This window comes from Brevundimonas sp. (assembly GCF_051858995.1).
Taxonomy (GTDB): Bacteria; Pseudomonadota; Alphaproteobacteria; order Caulobacterales; family Caulobacteraceae; genus Brevundimonas.
In genome coordinates, this window is sequence record NZ_JBHYGN010000001.1 from 145,885 (window position 1) to 171,015 (window position 25,131).

A 25,131-nucleotide genomic window follows, 5' to 3' on the forward strand; every position below is an offset into this window, starting at 1 on the left:
CTTGAAAGATGGAAATCCGGAGCGCCGGGGGAGCGGCGCCGCAGCCGCGAAATGGCGCGTGCGATGCACAAAGTCAATCATTGGAGATCGGAAAGGATGATCGATTTTTTTTATGACCTCCATAGGCCTGACGGGTTCTGACGATCCCCTCCGCCCCCTTTACCCGAGGCGCGCGCAGACGCAGGCTCAGCCCGTAACAGGGAGTTCCAGAATGCGCCGTCTCACCGCCGTCCTGCTGACCCTGGCGACCGCTGTGCCGGTCGTCGCCCCCTCCGCCGTTCTCGCCCAAACTCCGCCCGCCAGCATCGGCGACCGATATGTCCCCGCGCCCTGGTGGATGCGCTCGCCGGTCATCGCCTCCATCGGCTATGTCCGCGCGGAGGTGACCGCCAATCGCGCCTCCTTCGCCGCCAGTTTCCAGTCCATCGACCGGTCGGCGGCCGAGGCAGCGAGGAAGGCCGGCGATCAGGTCCGCGCCCTCAGCCAGGCGCTCGGCGCCTACGGCGTGGATGTGGTCCGGGTCGAAACCACCATCACCACCCGCCCGATCTATGATCAGTATCGCGACGAGAACGGCGTCATGCGCGACAACGTCCGCGCCGACCGGATCGCCCGTTATCAGTCCGACGCGACCGTCAGCGTCACCATCCGGGACGTCTCGGTGCTGGAGCGGGTCTACGCCACCGTCACCGCCTCGCAACCGACCGCCGTCAGCGGCGTGTCGTTCCAGCTTCAGCCTGACAACGCCCTGAAGACCGCGCTGCAGGGCGAGGCCGTGAAGGACGCGGCCCGCCGCGCCCGCGCCGCCGCGGAGAACGCCGGAGCCACCCTGGGCCGGGTGCAGGTGATCGACCCGACCGGCCGCGCCTGTGAAACCGACGTGCTGGCGGGCTGGCCGTCCTATGGCGGCGGAGGGGGACAGGCGACCGATGTGTCGGACATCGTGGTGACTGGCAACCGGATGGAAGCCTATGCACCGCCCCCTCCACCGCCTCCTCCGCCGCCTGCTCCGGCGGGAGCCGCGCCGACCGAGGCTCAGATCGAGGCCGCGCGCCTGGCGCTCCAGCCGCCGCTCCGCGAACTCACGGATCAGGCCTGCGTGGTCTACGCGCTGAACTGACCGGGCGGGTTGACGCCCCGCCCACGCCGCGCGACCGAAGGCGGATGAGCATTTCCTTCAAGGCAGACCCCGCCTTCGACGCCGGTTCCGTCATCGCCCTGGACTGGCCCCTGTGTCAGGTGCGCTTGCAGGACGACACCCGTTTTCCGTGGCTGATCCTGATCCCGCGCCGGGCCGGGCTGCATGAACTCGAGGATCTCGATCCGTCAGAGCGGGCCGTGCTGATGGAGGAGGTGCTGAAGGCCGGGGATGCGGTGCGGCTGCTCGGCGAGGCAGCGGGCCGTCCGGTGCAGAAGCTGAACGTCGGCGCCATCGGGAATGTCACCGCCCAGTTGCATGTGCATGTGGTGGGCCGTCGCCATGACGACGCCCTGTGGCCCGATCCGGTCTGGGGAAAGGGCCCGGCGATCCCCTACGGCGCCTCAGGTCTTCAGGCCGCCGTGTCGCGGCTCAGGCTCAGCGAGGCCGACTGACCGTCACCGCGCGGCTGCGCCCGCCCTCGGTCAGGTTCCCGCGCCAATCGCGCCCGGCGGGTTCCAGCGCCAGCACGCCCAGACCCTCGAGCGTCAGCACGGCGCCGTCAGAGGTCGCCACGCCCGCGCCGGCGGTTCCACGCCAGCCGCCTTCGACCGGGCCGCGCCCGTTGTCGTTCATCACCAGGCCGAACAGGACGCGACCGTGTTCGTCGGTCACCCGCCACTGGCCATCCATAGGCCCGGCGCTCTGATCGACGCGGATTTCCGCCGAGGCCACGCCCTGATCGTAAGCCGTCTCGGTGTCGCCCGGCGAAAACTCATAGGAGCGGACATAGGCCTCGACCGAGACCGGGGCCTCCAGCGGACGGCGGTGCGCGTCGGTCTCTCCATCACCCTGCGCCCGCTCGCGCCCGAAGTCGGACGGCGGCTCGAACGGGCGGATCGCCGGCGCCGCGTACAGCGTCTGCGTAGAGGGATGGGGCGCGGCCTGTTGCAACAGCGCGCCCGCGAAGGCGAGAAGGATGAACCCCGACATGAGATCCAAGCTGACCTCTGGTCGCGCCCGAAGCTAGTGCAGACGTGCCACACGCGAAATCGTGATGTGCCCCGCACACCCCGATCACGCGTCTGCGAGACGATCAACGACCTTGGCCGCGTTGACCCCCCGGTCCCGGCTGACTAAAGCCTGTTCACCGATTTCGAGCGCCTGATTTCGCTCAGGTTTTTGAGAACCATTCGCAATATGTCGAGCTCCCCTCTGCCGGGCGACGCCTCCAACGAACAGTCGGCCGATCGCACCGGTCGCTTCGTGCGTCAGCCCAATGGCCGCATCCGGCCGCTGTCTCCCCACCTCCAGATCTGGCGCTGGCACGTCACCATGGCGGCCTCGATCCTGTTCCGGGTCACCATCGGCGCGATGAGCGTCGCCTCGGCGATCGCCGTGGGCTGGCTGGCCGCCCTGGCCTTCGGGCCGGAGTCCTACGCCAAGGTCTCCGCCTGCCTGGGCTCGCCGTTCGGCCTGTTCATCGCCTTCGGCCTGACGGTGGTGCTGTTCTCCTTCATCCTGAACGGCGCCCGCCACCTCTTCAACGACACGGGCCGGGGCCTGACGCTGAACTCGGCCAACCTGCTGTCCAACGTCGCCGTCTGGGCGCCGATCCCGCTGGGCGTGCTGTTCTGGGTCCTGCTGTTCGCCACCGGGAGGGTCTCGCTGTGAGCGGCCAAAACACCAAAAACGGGGCCAAGTTCAAGAACAACGTCAAGATTTCCGAGCGCCACGGCTCGGGCGAATGGCTGATCGAACGCGTCGCACTGGCCCTGCTGATCCCGCTGGGCCTGTGGGTCCTGGCCAGCGCCTTCAGCCTGGCCGGTTCCGGCTATGACGCCCTGCTGACCTGGTTCGCCAGCCCGCTGAACGCCGGCCTGCTGATCGTCACGGTCCTGGCCCTGTTCACCTTCGTCAGCCTGGCCTGGAAGGTGATCGTCGAGGACTACGTCCACAAGCCGTTCTCCAAGACCTTGGCGCTGGGCGCCCTGAACCTCGTCTTCCTGGCGCTGGCGGCTGTCAGCGTCTTCTTCATCGTGCGTCTGGCGCTGGGTTCGGCCCCGCTGCCGGCTGGTATCGGAGCCTGATCGGTGGCTGCTTACGAATTCGTCGATCACGCCTATGACGTCGTGGTCCTCGGCGCCGGGGGCTCGGGCCTCCGCGCCGCCCTGGGCGCCGCCCAGCAGGGCCTGAAGGTCGCCTGCGTGACCAAGGTCTTCCCGACCCGCTCGCACACCGTCGCGGCGCAGGGCGGCATCTCCGCCTCGCTCGGCAACATGGGCGAGGACTCGTGGAAATGGCACATGTACGACACCGTGAAGGGGTCGGACTGGCTGGGCGACCAGGACGCCATCGAGTACCTGGTCCGCGAGGCGCCCAAGGCCGTCTACGAGCTGGAACACTGGGGCGTGCCCTTCTCGCGCACCGATGAAGGCAAGATCTACCAGCGCGCCTTCGGCGGCATGACCCGCAACTATGGCGAAGGCCCGGTGCAACGCACCTGCGCCGCCGCCGACCGCACCGGCCACGCCATCCTGCACACCCTCTACGGCCAGTCGGTCCGTCGCGAGGTCGAGTTCTTCGTCGAGTATTTCGGCCTGGACCTGATCATGCAGGACGGCGTCTGCACCGGCCTGACCGCGCTGAAGCTGGACGACGGCACCCTGCACCGCTTCCGCGCCAAGATGGTCATCCTGGCCACCGGCGGTTACGGCCGCGCCTACTTCTCGGCCACCTCGGCCCACACCTGCACCGGCGACGGCAATGCCATGGTGCTGCGCGCCGGCCTGCCCTGCCAGGACATGGAGTTCGTGCAGTTCCACCCGACCGGCATCTACGGCGCCGGTTGCCTGATCACCGAGGGCGCTCGCGGTGAGGGCGGCTATCTGACCAACTCGGAAGGCGAGCGCTTCATGGAGCGCTATGCGCCGACCGTGAAGGACCTGGCCCCGCGCGACATGGTCAGCCGCTCCATGACCATCGAGATCCGCGAAGGTCGTGGCGTGGGCCCGAACAAGGACCACATCTTCCTGCACCTGGATCACCTCGATCCGGCGATCCTGCATCAGCGCCTGCCGGGCATCTCGGAAAGCGCCAAGATCTTCGCCGGCGTCGACGTCACCAAGGCGCCGATCCCGGTCCTGCCAACCGTCCACTACAACATGGGCGGCATCCCGACGAACTATCACGGCGAGGTGCTGACGCTGCGCGACGGCAACCCGGACAGCGTGGTTCCGGGCCTGATGGCCGTGGGCGAGGCCGCCTGCGTCTCGGTGCACGGCGCCAACCGCCTGGGCTCGAACTCGCTGACCGACCTGGTCGTGTTCGGTCGCGCCGCCGGTCTGCGCACCGGCGAGGTCGTCGACAAGAACAGCGCTGTTCCAGACGCTCCGGCCGCGACCACCGACAGCCACCTGGCCCGTCTGGATCGCTTCCGCTTCGCCGACGGCTCGACCCCGACCGCCAAGCTGCGCATTGAGATGCAACGCGCCATGCAGTCGGACGCCGCGGTGTTCCGCACCGGCAAGACGCTGGAGGAAGGCGTCCAGAAGCTGCGCGCCATCCACGCCGCCGGCGACGACATCAAGACCACCGATCGCGGCCTGATCTGGAACACCGATCTGGTCGAGACCCTCGAGTACGACAACCTGATCGACCAGGCGCTCGTCACCATCGAGGGCGCGCTCAACCGGACGGAATCGCGCGGCGCCCACGCCCGCGAGGACTATCCGGATCGCGACGACACGAACTGGATGAAGCACACCCTCGCCTGGAAGACCCCCGGCGACGCGGTGAAGATCGACTATCGTCCGGTGCATAATTACACGATGTCCGACGAGGTCTCGTACATCGAACCCAAGGCGCGGGTGTACTAATGGTCCAGCTGGCTCTTCCCCGGGGCTCCAAGCCCACCACCGGCAAGGTTCACAAGGCCCCCGCCGGCGCCAAGAACGTCAAGACCTACAAGGTCTATCGGTACGACCCCGAGGTCGACGCCGATCCGCGCTGGGACACCTTCGAGGTCTCGGCCGACGATCACGGTCCGATGCTGCTGGACGCCCTGATCCATATCAAGAACGAGATCGACCCGACCCTGGCCTTCCGCCGGTCGTGCCGCGAGGGTATCTGCGGCTCCTGCTCGATGACCATCGACGGGCGCAACACGCTGGCCTGCACCAAGGGCATGGATGAGTGCGCCTCGGACACCATCTCGATCGGGCCGCTGCCGCATCAGCCGGTAGTCAAGGATCTGGTGACCGACCTGAGCCTGTTCTACGCCCAGTACGACTCGATCCAGCCGTATCTTCAGTCGGACGAGCCCGATCCGACCACGGAACGTCTGCAGTCGCCGGAAGACCGCGCCAAGCTGGACGGCCTGTACGAGTGCATCCTTTGCGCCTGCTGTTCGACCTCGTGCCCGAGCTACTGGTGGAACCAGGAAGAGTACCTCGGCCCGGCGGCCCTGCTGCAGTCCTACCGCTGGATCGCCGACAGCCGTGACGACGCGACGGACAAGCGCCTCGACGACCTTGAGGACCCGTTCAAGCTCTACCGCTGCCACACGATCATGAACTGCGCCCAGGTTTGCCCGAAGGGGCTGAACCCGGCCAAGGCCATCGCCGAGACCAAGAAGCTGATGGTCGCGCCCAGCCGCAAGAAGGAAAAGGCTTCGGCCTGATCCCGATGACCGAAGTTCTCCTCTTCTCCTACGGCACCCTCCAGGATCCGCGGGTGCAGGAGGCGAACTTCGGACGCCGGCTGGACGGTTCGGCGGACGCCCTGTCCGGCTATGGCCGGACCCTGGTCGAGATCACTGATCCGGAGGTTCTCGCCGAAAGCGGCCTGGCCCACCACCCGATCGTCCGCCCGACGGCGGACGGCTCGGGCCGGATCGACGGCACGGTCTTCCGCATCACCGAAGCCGAGCTTCGCGCCGCCGACGACTACGAGGTCAACGACTACCACCGCATCCGCGTGACGCTGGAATCCGGGCAGGACGCCTGGGTCTATGTCGCCCGGCCATAGTCTGATAGCAGCCCTCTCATGGCGAAGATCACCTACATCGAGCACGACGGCCGCGAGCATACGGTCGAGGTCAAGAACGGCCTCAGCGTCATGGAAGGCGCGATCCGGAACAATGTCCCGGGCATCGACGCCGACTGCGGCGGCGCCTGCGCCTGCGCCACCTGCCACGTCTATGTGGATGAGGCCTTCCAGGCCGAGACCGGCCGCGCCTCGGCCATGGAAGAGTCCATGCTGGACTTCGCCGAGAACGTTCAGCCGAACAGCCGCCTGTCCTGCCAGATCCGCGTCTCGGACGATCTGGACGGCCTGATCGTCCGCCTGCCGGAAAGCCAGCACTGACACCCGAACTGATCGCCCTGATCGGTCGCCTGATCCAGGCCGGCCCGACGGATCGCCCGCCGGTCATCGGCATCGCCGGATCGCAGGGCTCGGGCAAGACCACCCTCGCCCGCGCGGCGGCGGAGGCCTTCGGGGCGGCGCAGCTGTCGCTGGACGATGTCTATCTGACCCAGACCCAGCGGGCGGCGATGGCGCGGGACGTCCATCCCCTGTTCGCCACCCGTGGGCCGCCCGGCACCCATGATCTGGCTCTGCTGGAGCGGAAGATCTCGGCCCTGTCCGTGGCGGGACCGCAAGACAAGACGCCGCTGCCCGTCTTCAACAAGCTGACCGATGGGCGACTGCCCGAGATCGACTGGCCGCGCTTCCGGGGCCGCCCTCGCGCCATCCTGATCGACGGCTGGTGTCTGGGCGCCCTGCCCGAAGCGCCCGATGCGCTCACTCATCCCCTGAACCGACTGGAGACGGAGCGCGATCCGGACGGCGTGTGGCGCAAAGCCGTCAACGCCTTCACCGGCGGCGACTATCTGGCCCTGGCCGAGCAACTGGACGCCCGGCTGTTCCTGCGCGCCCCGGATTTCGACGCCGTTCTGGACTGGCGATGTGAGCAGGAGGAAGGGCTGCGGGGCCACGACCTGACCGCCAAAGAGCGTCACGCCATCGCCGATTTCATCCAGTATTTCGAGCGCCTGACCCGCAGGATGATCGATGGCGGCGTGCGCATGGACGTCGTCGTGCAACTGGATCGAAACCGATTGCCGGTCAGTATCACCTCATGAGTTCCCAGGACCGTCGCTTTGAACCGCGCTCGCCCGCCAATGCGCGCGGAGTCGTCGTCGCGCCCGGGCTGGAGATGCCCTGCGTGATCGCGGACGTCTCCACCGCCGGGCTGAAGGTGAAGCTGGACCGCAAGCTGGCCCTGCCGCCGCAGGTGCAGGTGGTCGACATCGCCCAGGGCGTCGTCATCGACGCCGACGTCGCTTGGTCGAAAGGGCAGGAAGCGGGCCTCAAGCGAAAGGGCCAGGCCAATCTGCGCGGCCTGACCCCCTCCCGTCTCGCCGCCGCCCGGGCGGCCTATGTCCGGGCCGGCGGGCGCTAGTTCAGCGTCCGCGCCATAAAGGCCACGACCTTGGGCCAGGCGTCGGCGCGCGCCGCCGCATCGGCCTGGGGCGTGCCGCCGCTGCGCTCCACCTGACGCCATCCGCCATCACCGACCAGATCGTGACCAGCGTCCGGATAGACCGCGGTCTCGGTTTGCAGCCCCGCCGCGGCCCGATCCGTGAAGATCTCCCGCACCGCCTGGGCCGAGTTCCACTGGGCATCCTTGCCGCCCGCGATCAGCAGCAGGGCGCCGGGATAGTTTTCGACCGGGATGCGGGCAGCCGCGGCCTTGTCCGGATGGTCGGCGCGGCCGTTCTCATGGATGGCGCGCAGATCCGCCGCCGGACCGGCCAGCAGGCCTTCGACGAAGCCGCGATAGGGCGTGAAGGGCAGGGGCTGGCCGCCGAACGAGAAGGACGATCGGGTGCCCTCGGCCTCGACCATCTCCAACCCCCAGCCTTCCCAGACCACGTCGGTCGGGGCGTAGGCGACGATGCTGTCGATCCACGGATAGCGGCTGCCCGCGATCAGGGCGAACTCGGCCCCCTTGGAAGCGCCGAACAGGCCGAAACGCTCGACGTCGGCGCCGGGCATGCCGCGCAGGGCCTCGCGCAGTTCGGCGATCTGATCGACACGGATGTCGATGAAGCTGCCGGGCAGATCGGGGAATTTCGGCGGCGGGCCGTATTCGCCCCAGTTCGGCGAATAGTAGGGCAGGCCCACGGCGGCGTAACCCATCCGCGCCAGGATCGGGCCGAAGCGCGTGCTGGCCTCGTCATTGCCGTCGGCGCCGTGGAGGATGACCACCACCGGCTTGGGTTGGTCGCCCACGGTGTAGAGGACGGCGTGCGGGAAGCCCGCGATCGGGCGCTGCGTTACATCCTGCGCCGTCGCCGCGCCTCCGAAGAGGAGGGCGGCGATCAGGGTCAGCAGGCCGGTTAGTCGGTTCAGCATGGAGAACTCCCGCGGCGGATCATCCGCCTTCATGAAGGTAGTCGCCGCGCGAACCGGGATTGGATGCGGCCGGAAGTTCAAACCCCGTCGGGCATGGTTCCGGCGTTGATGGCGATGCGGCCGATCAGACCCTTCACGATCAGGTCCAGCGGCGAGCCTTCACGATAGTCGGCGGCGGCGACGAAGTTGACCCGGTCCTCGGAGATCAGGGAGTAGATTTTCTTCTGGTCCTTCTCGGAGTTGCGCGGGTCATAGACCGCGATCGAGAAGCCGCCCTTGGTGTGCATCATCTTCATGGTCGGAACGTCGGTGTCCCCGTCGCCCAGGAAGATCATCCGTTCGAACGGGATCGGGCGAGCGTCGTCCGGCATGAATTTGTTGATCTTGTCGTGCTCCCAGTGGTTCAGCACGCCCTTGTTGATGCGGAACAGGTACTGGGTCTTGGTGGTGTAGTTCACCCCCACCGCCGGCCAGATCGCCACGCCGTTCCGGTCGTAAACGAATTTCGATGCGAAGACGTGGTGGAACTCCTCGCGGATCGGGCAGCCGTCGATCATCTCCTCCAGCCCGGCGGAGATGATGTAGTGCTCGATATCGAGGCCGTACTCGCGGCCCTTTTCGTTGATGCGCTCGAACCAGCCCTTGCCGGTCAGGTCGTTCTTCAGCCCGTCGAACAGCTTCACGTCCTGGCCGTGCTCGCGCAGCCCCTCGCGGGTGATCGGCGCCCCGTTCTGGCGGGCGTGCTGCAGCATCAGTTGCATGTACATCAGGATGCCGTCCCCGTCGGCCTCGCGGGTCAGGGTTTCGGCCTCGCCCCAGAAGTCGCCGATGCCCATGCCGACGGACGGAATGAAGCTGACTTCCTGCATATTCCCCCGGGCGAGGGTGCCATCGAAGTCGTAGATGAGGGCGGTCTTGAGCAGCTTGGCCATAGGGCGGATCCTGAAGTTCTCCGCCGCTCTATACCAAACTAGCCGAGCCGCAACTCCGGGGCGACCGCCGCGCCTGCGGCCTCAAGCGGCAGGTGGAGGATGAAGGCCGCGCCCTTGCCCGGTTCGCTCTCCACCTCGGCCCAGCCGCCGTGCAGTTCGACCAGCGCCTTGACCAGCGCCAGACCGACCCCCGGCCCGCCGCGCTCGCGCCGGACGAAGCGGTCAAAGACGTGGGCCTGCAGGTGGTAGGGAATGCCCCGCCCGGTGTCCTCGACCCGGATGCGCACTTCTGACGGCGCGCCTTCGGCGATCAGATTGACCTCGCCGCCCTCCCCCACCGCCCGGGCGGCGTTGTCCAGCAGGTGCTCCAGCGCCTGACCCACCCGCTGGGCGTCGGCGCGGATCGGGCGCAGGCCGGTCGGACAGGCGACGGTCAGGGCCGCTCCACGCCCCTCGATCCGTGCACGGACCTTGTCGGCGGCGGCGTCCAGAAGATCGCAGACCCGCACGTCGCCCAGGGTCAGCTCCATCTCGCCGGCGTCGATCTGGGCCATGTCCAGGACATCGTCGATGGAGGTGGCCAGCTGGCTGGCCGCGACACGGATGGCGCCCGCGTGCTGGCGGCTGCGCTCGGGCAGTTCGCCCTGAAGCTCCAGCAGTTCGGAATAGCCGACGATGGTCGTCAGCGGGGTGCGCAGTTCATACGAAACGCTGCCCACGAACTCGCGCTTCAGGGCGGTGGCCTCCTCCAGAGCCTGGGCCTTGGCGGCCAGGGCCTGCTCCAGATCCCGGCGGGCGGTGACGTCCGAGAAGGCGACCAGGGTGGCGCCGTCCGGCAGCGGCCGGGTCTGCCAGGCGGCGACGCGACCGTCGGCGGTGCGCCCCTCGCCCGAGATCGGCACGCGGCTTTCCGGGTCCGGATCGGCCACCCGAGCCTTCAGGCCCAGCCAAAGACTCGGATCGGGCATGGTCGCTTGGCACAGGGCGGCGACGGCGTCGAAGTCCCCGGCGGCGCGCAACTGCTCGCTCGACACGTTCCAGAAGGTCTCGAAGGCCTCGTTGTGCAGGCGGATGCGGCCGTCCGAGCCGAACACGGCCACGGCGTCGTTCAGCTTGTCTAGGGTGGCCGTCTGGACCTGGAGCTGGGCGTTGAAGCGGCTGCGCAGCTTCAGCTCATCGGTGATGTCCGAGAACAGCAACAGGACGCCGCCCAGCGGGTGCGGCTGCCGCACGACACGCAGGGTGCGCCCGTCCGGCAGCGACCAGCTATCGTCCGGCGCGGCGGCCGAGGCGCCGTAGAAGTCCAGTTCGCGCGCCTTCCAGCCCGCATAGTCGATCACTTCCGGCAGCAGGCGGCGCTGGCGCAGGCGGTCCAGCAGTTCGGCGTGCGTCGGGCGCTCGTCCAGATAGCCGGGATCGACGCTGAACATCTGCTGGAAGGCGGTGTTGTGGAAGGCCAGCCGCTTGGACGGGCCGAAGATGGCGACCGCGTCGGCGATGTGGTTCAGAGTCTCGTCATGGGCCTCGACGTGACGACGCAGGGTGTCGCGCGTCTCTTCGGCGTCGGTCATGTCCAGGGCGAAGGCCAGGACGCCACCGCCGGGCGCGGGTTCGGCCACGATCCGCCAGGCGCGACGGCGACCGCCGCCGGTCGTCCAGCGGAAGCCTTCCTGGCGCTGATGCAGGCGGCCCGCCTCGGCCACGATGGCGTCGGCGCCGCGGTCGAAGGTCAGGCCCTTGTCGCGCGCGGCCTCGGCGGTCTCGACCTTCATCTCGGCCAGCCAGGCGCGGTTGGCCCAGGCGAGGCGTCCGCCCGCATCGACCACCCATGTCGGGGCCGGATAATAGTCGGCCAGCAGGCCCAGCCCGCTCTCGGCGGCGGCGCCCATCAGGCCCAGACGCGACACGCGCAGCCAGGCGGCGCCGGCGGCGGATCGACCCTCGACCGCCCAGGCGCCCGACTGACCCTCCAGCACGGCGTCGAACGCTTCGCCCCGGTCGATCAGCCCGTCCAGGCGCGGCCCCGCCACGTCGCGCACAGCGTCCAGCACCACCATGACGGGGTCAGACGGGAAGACGTCGGCGCCGTTCGTCAGATCACGGACGATGATGTCCCAGGTCGCGGGCGAACCCAGTCGGTTCGCGCCTCCGCCGGGGGTCAGGGCGACCCGCACATCCTCGAAAGCGGCCAGGGCGCCGTCACGGGCTGAGAGATCGGCGTGGGCCTGCCCCATGGCGGCTTCCAGCGCGCGATTGCGGTCCGCCAGCCGCCCACGCAGCCGCGCGGCCCAGGCGCTGAGCGCCAGGGCGAGACCCGCGGCGCCCGCGGTCGCGACATAGGCGATGTCCGCCTCGGCCATGTGGTGTCGTTCAGCTCCCGCAGCTTGATTCGGTAACCATACCTGAAGAGGGATTCGGGACTAGGGATTAAGGGCGCTGAGGAAATGACTGAGGGCCATCGGTCGCGGGCTTCGAGCCTTCCCAACCTGATCCCCAGTCCCTAATCCCTAATCCCTATGTGGAAAGACCAACTCGCCCCGTCCCTCGAGGACTTCGCCCGGCTGGCGCAGGAGGCGTTCGACGCCCTGCCCGAACCGTTCAAGGGGCTGGCGGGAGATGTCGTCATCCGCATAGACGACTTCGCCGATGATGAGGTTCTGGCGAGCTTCGGCATGGAGGACCCGTTCGAGCTGACCGGTCTGTATCACGGCGTCGATATCGGCCTGCGCGACAGCATGGGGCCGGCCGCCGAGCCCTCGCGCATCTTCCTGTATCGCCGCCCGATCCTCGACGAATGGTGCGAGCGCGGGGACGTGGGCCTCAGTGAGATCATCGCCCACGTCCTGATCCACGAAATCGGCCATCACTTCGGGCTCGACGACGACCAGATCCATCACATTGAGGATGAGGCGGACTGAAAAGCGTCAGTCCCTGACACCAGCCTTGTGCAATGCCGCACTGGCTCGGAACCGTAAGCGAGCGCAACGGTCTGTGACCTCTGCCTCCGCATCCGGAGGACAATCGCACCTGCTCGCTAGCCACTCGAGGTCAGATGGATCGAGCCAGAGCGCAATACGGCCCTTGGATTGTTCGTCGGTGGGGTTAGTCGCAGCCACGGGGCGTTCCATGAAATCAGCCTACCGCCACCCCGCCTTAAATCCAGCGCGATCTGTGGTATAAGCCCGTTCTCCCGACCTCGAAGGATGCCGCCTTGAGCCTGACGCTCGACCTTTCGCGCACGACCGCTCCCGCTGTCCAAGCCCCCGTCAACCTGTCCGGTCTGACGCGCGCGGAGCTGCGGCAGGCGCTGATCGACGCCGGGGTCTGTCCGCCCGAGAAGGCCAAGATGCGAGCGTCGCAGGTGTGGAGCTGGATCCACCACTACGGCGTCACCGACTTCGCGGCGATGAGCAATGTCGCCAAGGACATGCAGGCCAAGCTGGCCGAGGCCTTCACCCTGGCCCGCCCCGAGATCGTCGAGCGTCAGGTGTCCAAGGACGGCACCCGCAAATGGCTGATCCGCACCGCGCCGGGCATCGAGATCGAGACCGTCTACATTCCCGACGTGGGCCGCGCGGGCGCCCTGTGCGTGTCGTCGCAGGTCGGCTGCACCCTGAACTGCACCTTCTGCCACACCGGCACCCAGAAGCTGGTCCGCAACCTGACCGCCGCCGAGATCGTGGCCCAGGTTCAGGTCGCCCGTGACGACCTCGGCGAATGGCCGTCGCCCAAGGAAGACCGCCGCCTGTCGAACATCGTGTTCATGGGCATGGGCGAGCCGCTCTACAATCTGGACCACGTCTCCAACGCCATCGACATCATCTCGGACAACGAGGGCATCGCCATCTCGCGCCGCCGGATCACGGTGTCGACCTCGGGCGTGGTGCCGAAGATCGCCGAGCTGGGCGAGAAGACCCAGACGATGCTGGCCATCAGCCTGCACGCCACCAACGACCCGCTGCGCGACGTCCTGGTGCCGCTGAACAAGAAATACCCGCTGGAACAGCTGATGGCGGCGATCCGGGCTTATCCGGGTCTGTCGAACGCGCGCCGCGTGACCTTCGAATACGTCATGCTGAAGGGCGTCAACGACAGCCCCGAGGAAGCCCGCGCCCTGATGAAGCTGATCGAGGGCATTCCGGCCAAGATCAACCTGATCCCGTTCAACCCCTGGCCCGGCGCCGACTACCAGTGCTCGGACTGGAAGACGATCGAGCGCTTCGCCGCCATCCTGAACAAGGCCGGCTACGCCAGCCCGATCCGTACACCGCGCGGTCGCGACATCCTGGCCGCCTGCGGTCAGCTGAAGTCCGAGAGCGAAAAGATTCGAGCGTCGGCGGCGCGCAAGGCGGCGGTGGACGAGGCGGAAGCCGCCTGACGGCGACACACGCCGTCACCAATCTTGACCACCTGTGGCATCCGCGCGCTTGCGGATTGGGGCGAAAAACGGGCAATCGTTCCAGACCCCCTGACCCACCGGATTCCCATGGACTCCACGTCCCTTTCCAGAGTGCTCGACAGCGCCGAGGTGCAAGCCTTCGCCACCGGCTTCCCCACGACCTTGGCCCATCTGGCCGTGACCCTGGGTCTGCTGATGGTGGGCGCGATCATCTATGCCCTGTTCACGCCGTGGAAAGAGATCGCGCTGATCCGCGAGGGCAACGCCGCCGCCGCGGTCGCCTTCGCCGGGGTGCTGGTCGGCCTGGCCATTCCGCTGGCCGTCAGCCTCAGCGTCTCGACCTCGATCAAGGACATCGTCCTGTGGGGCATCGCCACCCTGGCGCTGCAGCTTCTGGCCTTCCGTCTGGTCGAGCTGTTCCTGACCGGTCTGCCCCAGCGCATCCGCGAGGGCGAGGTCTCCGCTGCCGTCCTTCTGGTCGGCGCCAAGCTGTCCACCGCCCTGATCCTGGCGGCGGCTCTGACGGGCTGAGCCGATGCGGCCGCCCGACTGGTTGATCTACTCATCGGTGCTGGGCGCGCTGCTGTTCGCTTCACTGAACCACCGCGAGAACGCCGACGCGCCCCCGGCCCCGCCCGCGCCCGATGATGTCGAGGGCGCCCTGCTGGGCCCTGTCACCCCGTTCGATCCGGCGGTGACCGTCAACGCCCCGGACATTCCGTTCCAGCCCAGCACGGGCACCGCCTTCTCCATCGCCCGGACCGGCCGATGGGTCACCGCGCGGCACGTGGTCGAAGGCTGCCGCCGCCCCGCCATCCTGGTCGGCGGCGGACGGGCCGTGGCCGCCGACGTCCGGCTGGCCCCTCGCGCCGACATCGCCGTGCTGGAGACCGTGGGCGGTCCGCCCGCCCTGCCGCTGGCCCCGCAGGGCAGTCTGAGACAAGGCCAGCGCGGCTTCCATCTTGGCTACCCGCAAGCCCGCGCGGGCGAGGTGACCAGCCGCCTTCTCGGTCGCGAGACCCTGAACATCCGGGGCCGGGGCGAACGGGACGAGCCGGTGCTGGCCTGGGCCGAGGTCGGTCGCACCGATGGACTGGGCGGCACGCTCGCGGGCCTGTCGGGCGCCCCGGTGATAGACCGTCAGGGCCGCGTCGTCGGCGTGACCATCGCCGAAAGCCCCCGCCGGGGCCGCATCTACACGACCTCGCCCGACACCTTCCAGCCGACGGTGCGCGAGGTTCAGGGCGCGGACGAACCGGTGACCGGACGCGTCGTCACGGTCGACAACTACGGCCTCGTCGCCGACGATCTGCGCCGCGACCTGCGCGTCGCCCGGGTGGTGTGCCTGTCGGCGTAAGCCGTCGGCATCATCGTCGGCGTATCAACTCGCCGTCGTCGAAATCACACGAGATCTGTCGTCGAACTCTCCGGCGTTCGGATGGGGCGAACGCGCCCCATCCGGCCCGGGATGACGCCCTACTTCAGAGCCGCCGTATCCAGATCCAGCGCGGTCAGCGGCAGGACTTCGACGTTCGGATATTTGGCGCGCAGACCGTCGATGAATTTCGACGCATCCCCGACGATCACCAGGCTGGCGTTGGCGACCGGCAGGTGTTCGGCGAAGGCGGCCTGAACCTGTTCCGGCGTGATCGCCTCGACGCGACCGACATAGGCGGCCAGGTCGCTCATCGGCAGATCATAGAGGGCCAGGCTGGCCACCGCGCCGCCCAGACCATCGACGGTCTCCAGCGAACTGCCGAAGGCGCCGGTGACGATGGCCTGACGGGTGGTCATTTCGCTGGCGGTCGGCTGGCTAGTCGACAGGCGGTTCACCTCGCCCAGGATCAGGTCGGCCACCTCGACGGCGGCGTCGTTGCGGGTCTGGGCCGAAGCGACGAAGGCGCCCTCGCCCTGGCGCACGCCGAGGTTCGAGCGGGTGCCGTAGCTGAGGCCGCGCTTGATGCGGATCTCCTGGTTCAGGCGCGAGGTGAAGCTGCCGCCCAGCAGGGTGTTGCCCAGGGTCAACGGGAAGAAGTCCGCATCCGTCCGGGCGATGCTGCGCATGGCCACATAGACCGCCGCCTGACCGGCGCCGGGCTGATCGATAACCACGACGCGCGGAGCCACCGCCGCGCCCGCCGGATTGGCGCGCGGCGCCGGAACCGGGCCCGTGGCGCGCCAGTCGCCGAAGGCCTGTTCGGCCAGGGCGCGGGCCTGGGCCACAGTGATGTCGCCGGAGAAGATCAGGCGCGCGGTTTCCGGCCGATAACGCGAGGCGTGGAAGGCGGAGACATCCTCGCGGGTCAGGCCCGGCAGGGAGTCAGGCGTGCCGCCACCCGGCGCGCCATAGGCGGCGTTCCCGTACACCAGACGACCGGCGGCCATGCTGGCGACCGGGCCGGGCGAGCTGAGCGAGACGCGCAGGCCGTCCAGCGACTGATCCCGCTGCCGTTCGACTTCTTCAGCCGCGAAGTCCGGACGACGGACCACATCGGCCATCAGGGACAGGGCCTGCGGGAAGACGTTGGCCGGGGCGTTGACCGAGACGTTCGAGAAGTCCGCGCCGGACGAGGCGCCGAGCTGGGCGCCCAGCTGTTCGATCTCGGCGGCGATTTCCGGCGCCGAGCGGCCGCTCGACCCCTGGGTCAGCAGACCGGCGGTCAGGACCGACAGGCCGGTCTTGGCGCCATCATCCGCCGAACCGGCGGCCAGACCCAGACGGGCCGAAATCAGCGGCAGGCCCGGCTTGCGGGCGACATAGACTTCCAGCCCGTTGGCCAGGGTGAAGGTCTCCACCGCCGGGGTGACCAGATCGACCGCCGGACCGGCAGCCGGGATCGGGGTGCGCTGGCTCTCGGGCAGCAGTTCGAACACGCGGCCGACGGGGGCGAGATCGGCCACCTTCACCGGAGCGTCGACGTCCACCGACTGGGCCGTGACCGGGTTCTGGTCGTCAGCGTTCAGATAGCGAATGCTGATGCTGCGCTGGTCGGTCAGATAGCGGCGAGCGACGCGCTGGATGTCAGCGGCGGTGACGGCCTGCAGGGCGGCGATCTCGGCGTCGGCGGCGGCGGCGCCGCCGGTGTTGATCAGCGACCAGCCGAGCACATTGGCGCGATCCTCGACCGTCTCGCGCTCGCGCAGGGCGCCGGCGACCAGTTCGTTCTTGGCTTCCGTCAGTTCGGCGGCGGTGACCGGCGCGTCGCGCAGACGGGCGGCCTCGGCGCGGAGCGAGGCCAGGCCGGCCTCCGGCGTCTCGCCCTCGGCCATGATGGCGTAGGTGATGACCGCGCCGGCCTGCTGGCTGGCGTCAACGCTCGAGCTGGTCTGGGTGGCGATCTTCTGATCGTAGACCAGCGAGCGATACAGGCGCGAGCTCTCGCCCGTGGACAGGATGCCGTCCAGCACGGTCAGGGCCGCGCGGTCCGGGTCGTCATAGCGAACGCCCGGCCAGGCCAGGACCACCGCGGGCAGCGGCACGTTCGGGGCGTAGAAGGTCGCCTCGCGCGGGCCAGTCGGTTCGGGCTCACGCACATTGTTGACCGGCAGCGGGCGATCCGGATTGGTCAGCGGGCCGAAATACCGGTCGATCCAGCCGTCCAGCTGGGCCTGATCGAAATTGCCCGCCACGATCAGATAGGCATTGTCCGGGCGATAGAAGGTGGCGTGGAAGCGGCGCACGTCCTCGATGGTCGCGGCGTCCAGGTTCTCGATCGAACCGATGGTCGAGCGACGATAGGGGTGGTCCTGATAGATGGTCGCCGGAACGAACAGGCTGAACAGGCGGCCATAGGGGCTGGCCAGCACGCCCTGACGGTATTCCTCCTTCACCACGTCCCGCTCGCTGGCGAAGACGGATTCATTGACCACCAGCGAGCCCAGACGGTCGGCCTCGGCGAAGATCAGGCGCTGCAGGTGATTGGCCGGAACGGTCTCGTGATAGGCCGTCACGTCGTCCGAGGTGAAGGCGTTGTTGTTTCCGCCCACGTCCTCGGTCAGACGGTCGAAGGTCTCGTCCGGGAAGTTCTGCGTCGCCTTGAACATCAGATGTTCAAACAGGTGGGCGAAGCCCGAGCGATCCTCAGGGTCATCCTTGGAACCGACGCGGTACCAGACCTGCACGGTGACGTTCGAGGTCGAGGTGTCGCGCGAGGTGTAGACCTTCAGCCCGTTCGGCAGGGTGCGTTCCTGGAAGCCCAGCGGCGGCACGACGACCGAGCCCGCGGCGGGCGCGGCGGCGGTCTGGGCCAGGGCGGGCGCCGCGGCTGGCAGGCCGAACAGAAGCGTCGAGGCGGCGACGGTGAGGATCAGGCGGGTCTTCATGAGCGGGCTCCGGACGCCCGGACAACGGGCGGAGGCGACCCTATCAGCGCCGAACCGGGGCGCACCTTACAGACTCGTAATGAACCTCAGTCGAGGGTCAGGGCCTCGGCCAGCAGGCGGGCCTCGGCGGCGCGGCTGGAGCCGGTGCGCCAAGCGACCACGATCTCACGACGCGGGGCCTTGGCGGCGATCGGACGGACGACGACGCCCGGCATATCAGCCAGCCCGGCCCGCACGGCCATCTCGGGCAGGAAGCTGACCCCCAGCCCGGACGACACCATCTGGACCAGGGTGTGCAGGCTGGTGGCCGCGAAGACGTCATCGCCCTTGGGCGCCTCGATGTCGAAGGCCGCCAGCGCCTGATCTCGCAGGCAGTGGCCATCCTCCAGCAGGATCAGGTCCTCGGCCTTCAGCGAGCCGGGCGGGATCGGCCCGGCGCCCGCCAGCGCATGACCGACCGGGGCGGCGGCGAGGATTTCGTCATCCCCGATGCGGGCGTGATCGACCCCGGACGCGGTGTAGGGCAGGGCGATGACGGCGGCGTCGAGATGGCCGCTCTTCAGGGCCGTGACCAGCCGGGGCGTCAGATCCTCGCGGATGAACAGGCGCAGGTTCGGGTATTCGACCTTGATGTCCGGCAGACGCGCCGGAAGCAGGAAGGGCGCGACGGTCGGGATGACCCCCAGCCGGAACCGGCCCGACAAGGGCTTGCCCGCGTTGCGCGCTGCCTCGACCAGATCCTCGGTGCGGGCCAGCACATCCTCGGCCCGGCGCACAGCCTCGGCCCCGACGGCAGTCAGTTGCACATTGCCCCGCGTCCGCTCGACCACCGGCGCGCCGAGGATCTTCTCCAGCTCCTGAACCCCCGCCGACAGGGCGGGCTGGCTGACATGCGCGGCCTCGGCGGCGCGGCTGAAGGAAGCGTGCTCGGCGAGCAGACGCAGGTACTGAAGCTGACGGAGCGTGGGAAGCATCCGCGCCACATAAGGCGTCGTTATCGACATGGCAAAGTCTATGAAGAACGCTTTCACGTCTCCTCCCTGTTGCGCAGCAATGGGGAGGTGGCTCCGAGCCTCGCGAGGAGCCGGAGGGGTTGTTGACCGAGCACTCGGAACGAGCCCCTCCACCGCTTCGCGGTCCCCCTCCCCGTCGCCTCGAAACGGGGAGGAAACGAGCCTGATCAGGCCTTCAGATCATACCGATCCGCGTTCATCACCTTCACCCAGGCGGCGACGAAGTCCTTGACGAACTTCGGCCCCGCATCCGCGGAGGCGTAGACCTCCGACAGGGCGCGCAGCTGGGAGTTGGAGCCGAACACCAGATCGGTGCGGGTGGCGGTCCACAGCTCTTCGCCGGTCTCGCGGTCGGTGGCGACGAAGGTCTCGTCCCCCTCGCCATCAACCTTCTTCCAGCCGGTCTTCATGTCCAGCAGGTTGACGAAGAAGTCGTTGGTCAGCTGGCCCGGACGATCCGTGAAGACACCGTGGGTCGAGCCGCCGTGGTTGGCGCCCAGCACCCGCAGGCCGCCGACCAGAACCGTCATCTCCGGCGCGGTCAGGCCCAGCAGCTGGGCGCGGTCGATCAGCAGCTCCTCTGTCGGCACGCTGAAGCGAACCTGCAGATAGTTGCGGAAGCCGTCGGCGCGTGGCTCCAGCACCGCGAAGCCCTCGACGTCCGTCTGCTCGGCGGAGGCGTCGGTGCGGCCTGGGGTGAAGGGGACCTCAACCGACGCGCCGGCCGCCTTGGCCGCCTGCTCGATCCCGACGGAGCCGCCCAGCACGATCAGATCGGCGATGGAGACGTTCGCGCTCGCGGCGAGACCCTCATAGACCTTGAGGACCTTGGCCAGCTTCGCCGGTTCGTTGACCTCCCAGTCTTTCTGGGGCGCCAGACGCAGACGGCCGCCGTTGGCGCCGCCGCGATGGTCCGAGCCGCGGTAGGTCGCCGCCGAGGCCCAGGCGGTCGAGACCAGCTCGCTCACCGACAGGCCCGAAGCCGCGATCTTCTGCTTCAGAGCTGACACGTCGGAGGCCGTTAGCGCCGGGCCGGTCGCCGCCGGGATCGGATCCTGCCAGATCAGGTCTTCCGCCGGGACGTCCGGACCGAGGTAGCGGACCTTCGGCCCCATGTCGCGGTGGCACAGCTTGAACCAGGCGCGGGCGAACTGGTCGGCGAAGTAGGCCGGGTCAGACCGGAACTTCTCCATGATCACGCGGTAGGCCGGGTCGACCTTGAAGGCCATGTCGGCCGTGGTCATCATCGTCGGGACCTTCTTGCCCGGCGTGTGAGCGGCCGGAGCGAGGGTCTCTTCCGGGTTGCCGACCGGCTGCCACTGCTTGGCCCCGGCGGGCGAGCGGACCAGCTCGTAGTCGTGGTCCAGCAGCATGTCGAAATAGGTCATGTCCCAGGTGATCGGGGTCGGGGTCCAGGCCCCCTCGATGCCCGAGGTGATGGTGTGGTCGCCGATGCCGCTCTCGTGGCCCGACTGCCAGCCCAGGCCCTGCTGGGCGATGTCCGCGCCTTCCGGAGAGGCGCCGACCTTGGAGGCGTCACCCGCGCCGTGAGCCTTGCCGAAGGTGTGACCGCCCGCGGTCAGGGCCGCTGTCTCGACGTCGTTCATGCCCATGCGGGCGAAGGTCTCGCGGATGTCGCGCGCCGACTGCAGGGCCTCCGGCACGCCGCCGGGACCTTCCGGGTTCACATAGATCAGACCCATCTGGATGGCCGCCAGCGGAGCTTCCAGCGCGGCGCCGTCATCGGGACGGATGCGGGTCTGGTTGCCCTCGTCCCCGACCCAGTTCTCCTCGGTGCCCCAGTAGACATCCTTTTCGGGCTCCCAGACGTCAGCCCGGCCGCCGCCGAAGCCGAAGACCGGCCCGCCCATGCTCTCGATGGCGACGTTGCCCGCCAAGATCATCAGGTCGGCCCAGCTCAGCTTGGCTCCGTACTTCTGCTTGATCGGCCACAGCAGACGGCGCGCCTTGTCCAGGTTGCCGTTGTCCGGCCAGGAGTTCAGCGGGGCGAAGCGCTGCTGGCCCGCACCCGCGCCGCCGCGCCCGTCACCGGTGCGATAGGTGCCCGCCGAGTGCCAGGCCATGCGGATGAAGAAGGGGCCATAGTGGCCGTAGTCCGCCGGCCACCACGGCTGGCTGTCGGTCATCAGGGCGGTCAGGTCCCGCTTCACCGCCTCCAGGTCCAGCGTCTTGAAGGCCTCGGCATAGTTGAACTCGTCGCCCATCGGGTCGCCCGACTTTCCCTGCTGGTGCAGGATGTCCATCGTCAGCTGGTTCGGCCACCAGTCGCGATTGGTGCGACCCAGCAGGCTGCGCAGCGCCGCCGGTTCCTTCTTGGGGTCATTGAGGGGCGAGGGCCCGCCTGCGTTGCCGTCCATGGTGTCGTCTCCCTGATGTTGTGGAAGGAGCCTATGCCCACACTATCGACAGGGAAAATCAATAAACTTTGTCGCCAAGATAAGCTGAAGCTCAGCTCGGGCGATCGAAGACCACGACCTTCAGCCTCTGGCATGGGAGACGGGACAGGTCTCCCCGGTTGGGTTAGCCTCTCTCCATGATCCGCGCCCTTCACCTGCTGGCCCCGCTCTCCATCCTCGCCGCCGCAGGATGCGCAACAGCACCCGCGAGCCCGTCGTCCATCCCGTCCGACCGGGAAGTGGCCGCCTATGTCCAGACGAACTGGGCGATTTACGAGGGACAGTTCGCCTTCGTGAGCGAGCGCCGGGACCAGTCGGCCGTTCTTGTGTCGGTGACCAACGTCGACTGCGCCGCTGTCGAGGGCGACGCCCGTTGCACCTTCGACGTGCAAGGCAGGTTCGCGGACGGGACGGTCCTGAAACGCCCGCTGGAGAGCCGGTTCAGGCGTCAGGCGGACGGCTCTATCGAAATGCTCATTCCGGTCGTTCGAGGCTGAGGCTCGTCTCGGCGAACCACCGCATCCGGCAGGCCATGATGGCGGTCTCGCCCAGCCGTTCGACCAGCCGCCAGTTGACCACCGCCCCTACGGGCGCGCCGACCAGCGGCAGCAGTTGGGCCATCTTGGCCAGGTCGATGTAATCCCGGTACTCGATCTGGAAGGTGCGCCAATCATAGTCGGTCAGGACCTCGGGCTGGTTGACGTCGGCGATCCATCGCTCCAGATCGGCCAGGGCCTCGGGCCGTCGCCGAGCGCTGGCGAAAGCCAGATGGAAGATGTGCAGCACGAACAACCGCTCGCGCACCGAACCGCCGCCCCAGCCATAGGCCGCGACAATGTCGCCCAGCATCCGCACCTTGATCGCCATCAGGGCCGGAAAGTCGGCGGCGGCCAGAACGAAGCCGCCCGCCCCCGCCACTCCACCCTCGACACTGGCGGTGTTGCGATAGGCGCGAATGGCGACCCGCGCCTTTTCCTCCCGCGCGGCAAGCGAGCCGTCCCGGACCGGTTTGGCCTTCAGCAGGTCCGAGCCGAACAGGATGCCCTTGGTCATCGCCTCCACGCCCGTGGTGATGATGGCGTGGACCCGCTCTGGAATGATGCGGTTGATCCGGTCTTGGGTTCCGCGCGTGGCCTTGTCCCACAGGCCCGGCCGCCTCAGCACCTTCTCCCGCCAGACCTCCATCTCGGCCCGGATCGCCCGCGCGTTGGTGATCGGGACAAGGCCGGTCGGCACCTCATCGGGGGCGATGAACTCGGGCAGGGTCTGGGGGGATCGGGTCATGGTCGTTAAGGCCTCACGCGGCGTCACGGTTGCAGGTCGCGGCTCACGGGTCTAGACCGCCGCGCGACGGCGGTATCGCACCGCAGCAAACCCCTCGGAGACTGACAGTATGGCTCGCGCGAAGATCGCCCTTATCGGCGCCGGCATGATCGGCGGCACCCTGGCCCACGTTGCGGCGCGCGAAGCGCTGGGCGACGTGATCCTGTTCGACATCGCCGAGGGCACGCCGCAGGGCAAGGCGCTGGATATCGCCGAAGCCTCGGCCGTCTTCGGCCAGGACGTCGCCCTGAAGGGCGCGAACGATTACGCCGACATCGCCGGCGCCGACATCTGCATCGTCACCGCCGGCGTGCCGCGCAAGCCGGGCATGAGCCGCGACGACCTGATCGGCATCAACCTCAAGGTCATGAAGGCCGTCGGCGAAGGCATCAAGGCCCACGCCCCGAACGCCTTCGTCATCTGCATCACCAACCCGCTCGACGCGATGGTCTGGGCCCTGCAGAAGTTCTCGGGCCTGCCCAAGGAGAAGGTCGTCGGCATGGCCGGCGTGCTGGACTCAGCCCGCTTCGCCTACTTCCTGGCTGAAAAGACCGGCGTGTCGGTGCAGGACATCCACGCCTGGACCCTGGGCGGCCACGGCGACGACATGGTCCCGATGGTCCGTCACTCGACCGTCGGCGGCCTGCCGCTGCCGGACGCCGTCGCCGCCGGCTTCCTGTCGCAAGCGGAACTGGACGCCATCGTCGAGCGCACCCGCAAGGGCGGCGGCGAGATCGTCGCCCTGCTGAAGACCGGCTCGGCCTTCTACGCCCCGGCGGAATCGGCCATCGCCATGGCCAAGTCCTATCTGCTGGACCAGAAGCGCGTCCTGCCCTGCGCCGTGTGGCTGTCGGGCGAATACGGCCTGTCGGACCTCTACGTCGGCGTTCCGGCCCTGATCGGCGCCGCCGGCGTCGAGAAGATCGTCGAGTTCACCACCAACGACGATGAGAAGGCGATGTTCGCCAAGTCGGTGGAGTCGGTCCAGGGCCTCATCCAGGCCTGTAAGGACATCGAGCCCTCGCTGGCATAATGCCAGCGGGCGCTAACGCCCCGCTCGAGGAGCCGGGTTGCTTGGGCGCAGACTGATCGCCCTCAAGCAGCGAGCCGCCGCGCGGCTCGCGATAGGGCAAAAAGAATGGGGCCGTGGAGCGATCCACGGCCCTTTTTCTTGTCTGGAGACGCATGAGTTGTCGCTCGACCTAACCTTCGGATGCGCATACCGTGACCGTCATCACGGGAGACGCCCCATGCTTATGCTCATGCTTGCGCTGATCGCCGACCCGACCACCGAACCCGGTCCGCTGGTCACCCTGCCGTCCGCCGAACAGATGGAGGACTGGCAGGCCCGCTGTCAGGGTAGCGTCCTGCAACAGGCGAACATCATACCCGCTCCCGCAACGACATCCACGTCGTCAGCGCTTCAGACCGCAGTCGTAATTCGCCCGGAGAGCCCGCCGACCCGCACCGGCGATCTTCTCTATCGGCAGGGCGAGACCGTCCGTCTCTATCTGACGCTGGAACGGCGCATCAACGGATGCTCGGCGCCGCTGTTCACCGAGGTGAACAGCTTCGGCCCGGAAGAGGACTGACGCCTACTGCCCGGAGGGCGCGGCCGCGGGCACGGCGGGCGCCACGCTCTGGAACAGGGCGCGGGCGAATTGGGTCAGCATCTGCAGCCAGATATAGGTCGGCTCCTGCAGTTGGGTCGCGCCGTCGGCCAGCAGCAGGACATCATACTGCGCGAGAATGGTCGCGTCGGCGCCCGGCGTCGCAGGAGCAATCCAGACCGCCTTCAGATAGCGGTTGTCGCGGTTCCAGGCGCTGACCTGGGCCTCGGTGATCGGGCCGGTGAAGACGGCGTTGTACTGGATGTCATCGCAACGGGTCTGACAGCCGAACATGTTCAGGCTCCACGGCAGGGGCTCGTCGGCCACGCGCAGTTGGAAGCCGCCATCGATGGGCGCCGGATCGGCGACCGTGCCGCCCAGACCGGTCAGCCAGGTCTTCACATCGGCGGGCGCCACGCCCCGCTCGGGGGCGGCGGCCGGGGCCGGCGTCTGTGCCATGGCGGGCAGGGCGACGGCGCCGAATGTGAGGCTGAGGGCGGCGGTGAGAACAGTCAGGCGGCGCATGAACATCTCCGTGGGTGCGCGATCCAGCC

At 68.3% G+C, this 25,131-nt stretch carries 26 protein-coding genes; 17 read left to right on the forward strand and 9 right to left on the reverse strand.

Annotated elements, in window-relative coordinates; genetic code table 11:
- Nucleotides 1-211: 211 nt before the first annotated feature.
- Together ACTIEF_RS00760 and ACTIEF_RS00765 are read left to right on the forward strand one after the other, a co-directional pair.
- Nucleotides 212-1,120: an SIMPL domain-containing protein gene (locus tag ACTIEF_RS00760; protein ID WP_439470272.1), complete on the forward strand. Its 909-nt coding sequence runs from the start codon at nucleotides 212-214 to the stop codon at nucleotides 1,118-1,120.
- Between the two features lie 44 nt (nucleotides 1,121-1,164).
- A complete protein-coding gene (locus ACTIEF_RS00765; protein WP_439470273.1) occupies nucleotides 1,165-1,593 on the forward strand; it encodes an HIT domain-containing protein in 429 nt (142 codons plus the stop codon).
- On the opposite strand, the gene ACTIEF_RS00770 is transcribed toward ACTIEF_RS00765, so the two are convergent.
- Complete coding sequence (locus tag ACTIEF_RS00770) at nucleotides 1,577-2,131, reverse strand: hypothetical protein (RefSeq protein WP_439470274.1); 555 nt, start codon at nucleotides 2,129-2,131, stop codon at nucleotides 1,577-1,579. The genes ACTIEF_RS00765 and ACTIEF_RS00770 overlap by 17 nt on opposite strands.
- Before the next feature lie 207 nt (nucleotides 2,132-2,338).
- Between ACTIEF_RS00770 and sdhC the strand changes: the two genes are divergently transcribed.
- From sdhC to ACTIEF_RS00810, 8 genes are all read left to right on the forward strand, one after another.
- Nucleotides 2,339-2,812, forward strand: coding sequence for a succinate dehydrogenase, cytochrome b556 subunit (sdhC, locus tag ACTIEF_RS00775; protein WP_439470275.1), 474 nt, complete (start codon nucleotides 2,339-2,341; stop codon nucleotides 2,810-2,812).
- Nucleotides 2,809-3,228, forward strand: coding sequence for a succinate dehydrogenase, hydrophobic membrane anchor protein (gene sdhD, locus ACTIEF_RS00780; protein ID WP_439470276.1), 420 nt, complete (start codon nucleotides 2,809-2,811; stop codon nucleotides 3,226-3,228). Before sdhC ends, sdhD begins: the two co-directional genes overlap by 4 nt.
- A gap of 3 nt (nucleotides 3,229-3,231) precedes the next feature.
- Nucleotides 3,232-5,016, forward strand: coding sequence for a succinate dehydrogenase flavoprotein subunit (gene sdhA, locus ACTIEF_RS00785; protein ID WP_439470277.1), 1,785 nt, complete (start codon nucleotides 3,232-3,234; stop codon nucleotides 5,014-5,016).
- Entirely contained in the window at nucleotides 5,016-5,819 is an 804-nt protein-coding gene (locus ACTIEF_RS00790; RefSeq protein ID WP_439470278.1) for a succinate dehydrogenase iron-sulfur subunit, read from the forward strand. Before sdhA ends, ACTIEF_RS00790 begins: the two co-directional genes overlap by 1 nt.
- 5 nt (nucleotides 5,820-5,824) lie before the next feature.
- On the forward strand, nucleotides 5,825-6,166 hold the full coding sequence (locus ACTIEF_RS00795) for a gamma-glutamylcyclotransferase family protein (RefSeq protein WP_439470279.1): 342 nt from the start codon (nucleotides 5,825-5,827) through the stop codon (nucleotides 6,164-6,166).
- 18 nt (nucleotides 6,167-6,184) lie between these two features.
- Nucleotides 6,185-6,505 carry a 2Fe-2S iron-sulfur cluster-binding protein gene (locus ACTIEF_RS00800; RefSeq protein ID WP_439470280.1) on the forward strand — a complete coding sequence of 107 codons (321 nt, stop codon included), beginning with the start codon at nucleotides 6,185-6,187 and terminating at the stop codon, nucleotides 6,503-6,505.
- 188 nt (nucleotides 6,506-6,693) lie between these two features.
- Nucleotides 6,694-7,284: a kinase gene (locus ACTIEF_RS00805; RefSeq protein ID WP_439470281.1), complete on the forward strand. Its 591-nt coding sequence runs from the start codon at nucleotides 6,694-6,696 to the stop codon at nucleotides 7,282-7,284.
- A complete protein-coding gene (locus tag ACTIEF_RS00810; RefSeq protein WP_439470282.1) occupies nucleotides 7,281-7,604 on the forward strand; it encodes a PilZ domain-containing protein in 324 nt (107 codons plus the stop codon). The genes ACTIEF_RS00805 and ACTIEF_RS00810 overlap by 4 nt, the downstream gene beginning before the upstream one ends.
- Here the strand turns inward: ACTIEF_RS00810 and ACTIEF_RS00815 are convergent.
- The 3 genes from ACTIEF_RS00815 to ACTIEF_RS00825 form a co-directional block, all read right to left on the reverse strand.
- The gene (locus tag ACTIEF_RS00815) at nucleotides 7,601-8,560 is read right to left on the reverse strand and encodes an alpha/beta hydrolase family protein (protein WP_439470283.1); all 960 of its coding nucleotides are present in this window, start codon (nucleotides 8,558-8,560) and stop codon (nucleotides 7,601-7,603) included. The two genes, ACTIEF_RS00810 and ACTIEF_RS00815, sit on opposite strands and share 4 nt — an antisense overlap.
- 77 nt (nucleotides 8,561-8,637) lie before the next feature.
- Nucleotides 8,638-9,492, reverse strand: a complete 855-nt coding sequence (locus ACTIEF_RS00820; RefSeq protein ID WP_439470284.1) for an HAD family hydrolase — start codon at nucleotides 9,490-9,492, stop codon at nucleotides 8,638-8,640.
- Between the two features lie 38 nt (nucleotides 9,493-9,530).
- On the reverse strand, nucleotides 9,531-11,852 hold the full coding sequence (locus ACTIEF_RS00825; protein ID WP_439470285.1) for an ATP-binding protein: 2,322 nt from the start codon (nucleotides 11,850-11,852) through the stop codon (nucleotides 9,531-9,533).
- 156 nt (nucleotides 11,853-12,008) lie between these two features.
- Here ACTIEF_RS00825 and ACTIEF_RS00830 point away from each other — a divergent pair, with 156 nt between their 5' ends.
- From ACTIEF_RS00830 to ACTIEF_RS00845, 4 genes are all read left to right on the forward strand, one after another.
- Complete coding sequence (locus ACTIEF_RS00830) at nucleotides 12,009-12,410, forward strand: metallopeptidase family protein (RefSeq protein WP_439470286.1); 402 nt, start codon at nucleotides 12,009-12,011, stop codon at nucleotides 12,408-12,410.
- Between the two features lie 293 nt (nucleotides 12,411-12,703).
- On the forward strand, nucleotides 12,704-13,870 hold the full coding sequence (gene rlmN / locus ACTIEF_RS00835; protein WP_439470287.1) for a 23S rRNA (adenine(2503)-C(2))-methyltransferase RlmN: 1,167 nt from the start codon (nucleotides 12,704-12,706) through the stop codon (nucleotides 13,868-13,870).
- A gap of 108 nt (nucleotides 13,871-13,978) precedes the next feature.
- Complete coding sequence (locus tag ACTIEF_RS00840) at nucleotides 13,979-14,422, forward strand: DUF350 domain-containing protein (RefSeq protein WP_439470288.1); 444 nt, start codon at nucleotides 13,979-13,981, stop codon at nucleotides 14,420-14,422.
- Between the two features lie 4 nt (nucleotides 14,423-14,426).
- On the forward strand, nucleotides 14,427-15,248 hold the full coding sequence (locus ACTIEF_RS00845) for a S1 family peptidase (protein WP_439470289.1): 822 nt from the start codon (nucleotides 14,427-14,429) through the stop codon (nucleotides 15,246-15,248).
- A gap of 119 nt (nucleotides 15,249-15,367) precedes the next feature.
- Here the strand turns inward: ACTIEF_RS00845 and ACTIEF_RS00850 are convergent, their stop codons facing one another.
- The 3 genes from ACTIEF_RS00850 to katG form a co-directional block, all read right to left on the reverse strand.
- Nucleotides 15,368-18,214, reverse strand: a complete 2,847-nt coding sequence (locus tag ACTIEF_RS00850; RefSeq protein ID WP_439470290.1) for a M16 family metallopeptidase — start codon at nucleotides 18,212-18,214, stop codon at nucleotides 15,368-15,370.
- 86 nt (nucleotides 18,215-18,300) lie between these two features.
- Nucleotides 18,301-19,188 (reverse strand): hydrogen peroxide-inducible genes activator, encoded by an 888-nt coding sequence (locus ACTIEF_RS00855; protein WP_439470291.1) that lies wholly within the window; start codon nucleotides 19,186-19,188, stop codon nucleotides 18,301-18,303.
- A gap of 206 nt (nucleotides 19,189-19,394) precedes the next feature.
- Entirely contained in the window at nucleotides 19,395-21,605 is a 2,211-nt protein-coding gene (gene katG / locus ACTIEF_RS00860; RefSeq protein ID WP_439470292.1) for a catalase/peroxidase HPI, read from the reverse strand.
- 176 nt (nucleotides 21,606-21,781) lie between these two features.
- Between katG and ACTIEF_RS00865 the strand changes: the two genes are divergently transcribed.
- A complete protein-coding gene (locus tag ACTIEF_RS00865; protein ID WP_439470293.1) occupies nucleotides 21,782-22,141 on the forward strand; it encodes a hypothetical protein in 360 nt (119 codons plus the stop codon).
- Here ACTIEF_RS00865 and ACTIEF_RS00870 read toward each other — a convergent pair.
- The gene (locus ACTIEF_RS00870; RefSeq protein WP_439470294.1) at nucleotides 22,119-22,928 is read right to left on the reverse strand and encodes an EcsC family protein; all 810 of its coding nucleotides are present in this window, start codon (nucleotides 22,926-22,928) and stop codon (nucleotides 22,119-22,121) included. The two genes, ACTIEF_RS00865 and ACTIEF_RS00870, sit on opposite strands and share 23 nt — an antisense overlap.
- Nucleotides 22,929-23,037: 109 nt before the next feature.
- Between ACTIEF_RS00870 and mdh the strand changes: the two genes are divergently transcribed.
- On the forward strand, nucleotides 23,038-24,000 hold the full coding sequence (mdh, locus tag ACTIEF_RS00875) for a malate dehydrogenase (RefSeq protein WP_439470295.1): 963 nt from the start codon (nucleotides 23,038-23,040) through the stop codon (nucleotides 23,998-24,000).
- 217 nt (nucleotides 24,001-24,217) lie between these two features.
- A complete protein-coding gene (locus tag ACTIEF_RS00880) occupies nucleotides 24,218-24,559 on the forward strand; it encodes a hypothetical protein (RefSeq protein WP_439470296.1) in 342 nt (113 codons plus the stop codon).
- Nucleotides 24,560-24,562: 3 nt separating this feature from the next.
- On the opposite strand, the gene ACTIEF_RS00885 is transcribed toward ACTIEF_RS00880, so the two are convergent.
- Entirely contained in the window at nucleotides 24,563-25,102 is a 540-nt protein-coding gene (locus ACTIEF_RS00885; RefSeq protein ID WP_439470297.1) for a hypothetical protein, read from the reverse strand.
- Nucleotides 25,103-25,131: the final 29 nt, after the last annotated feature.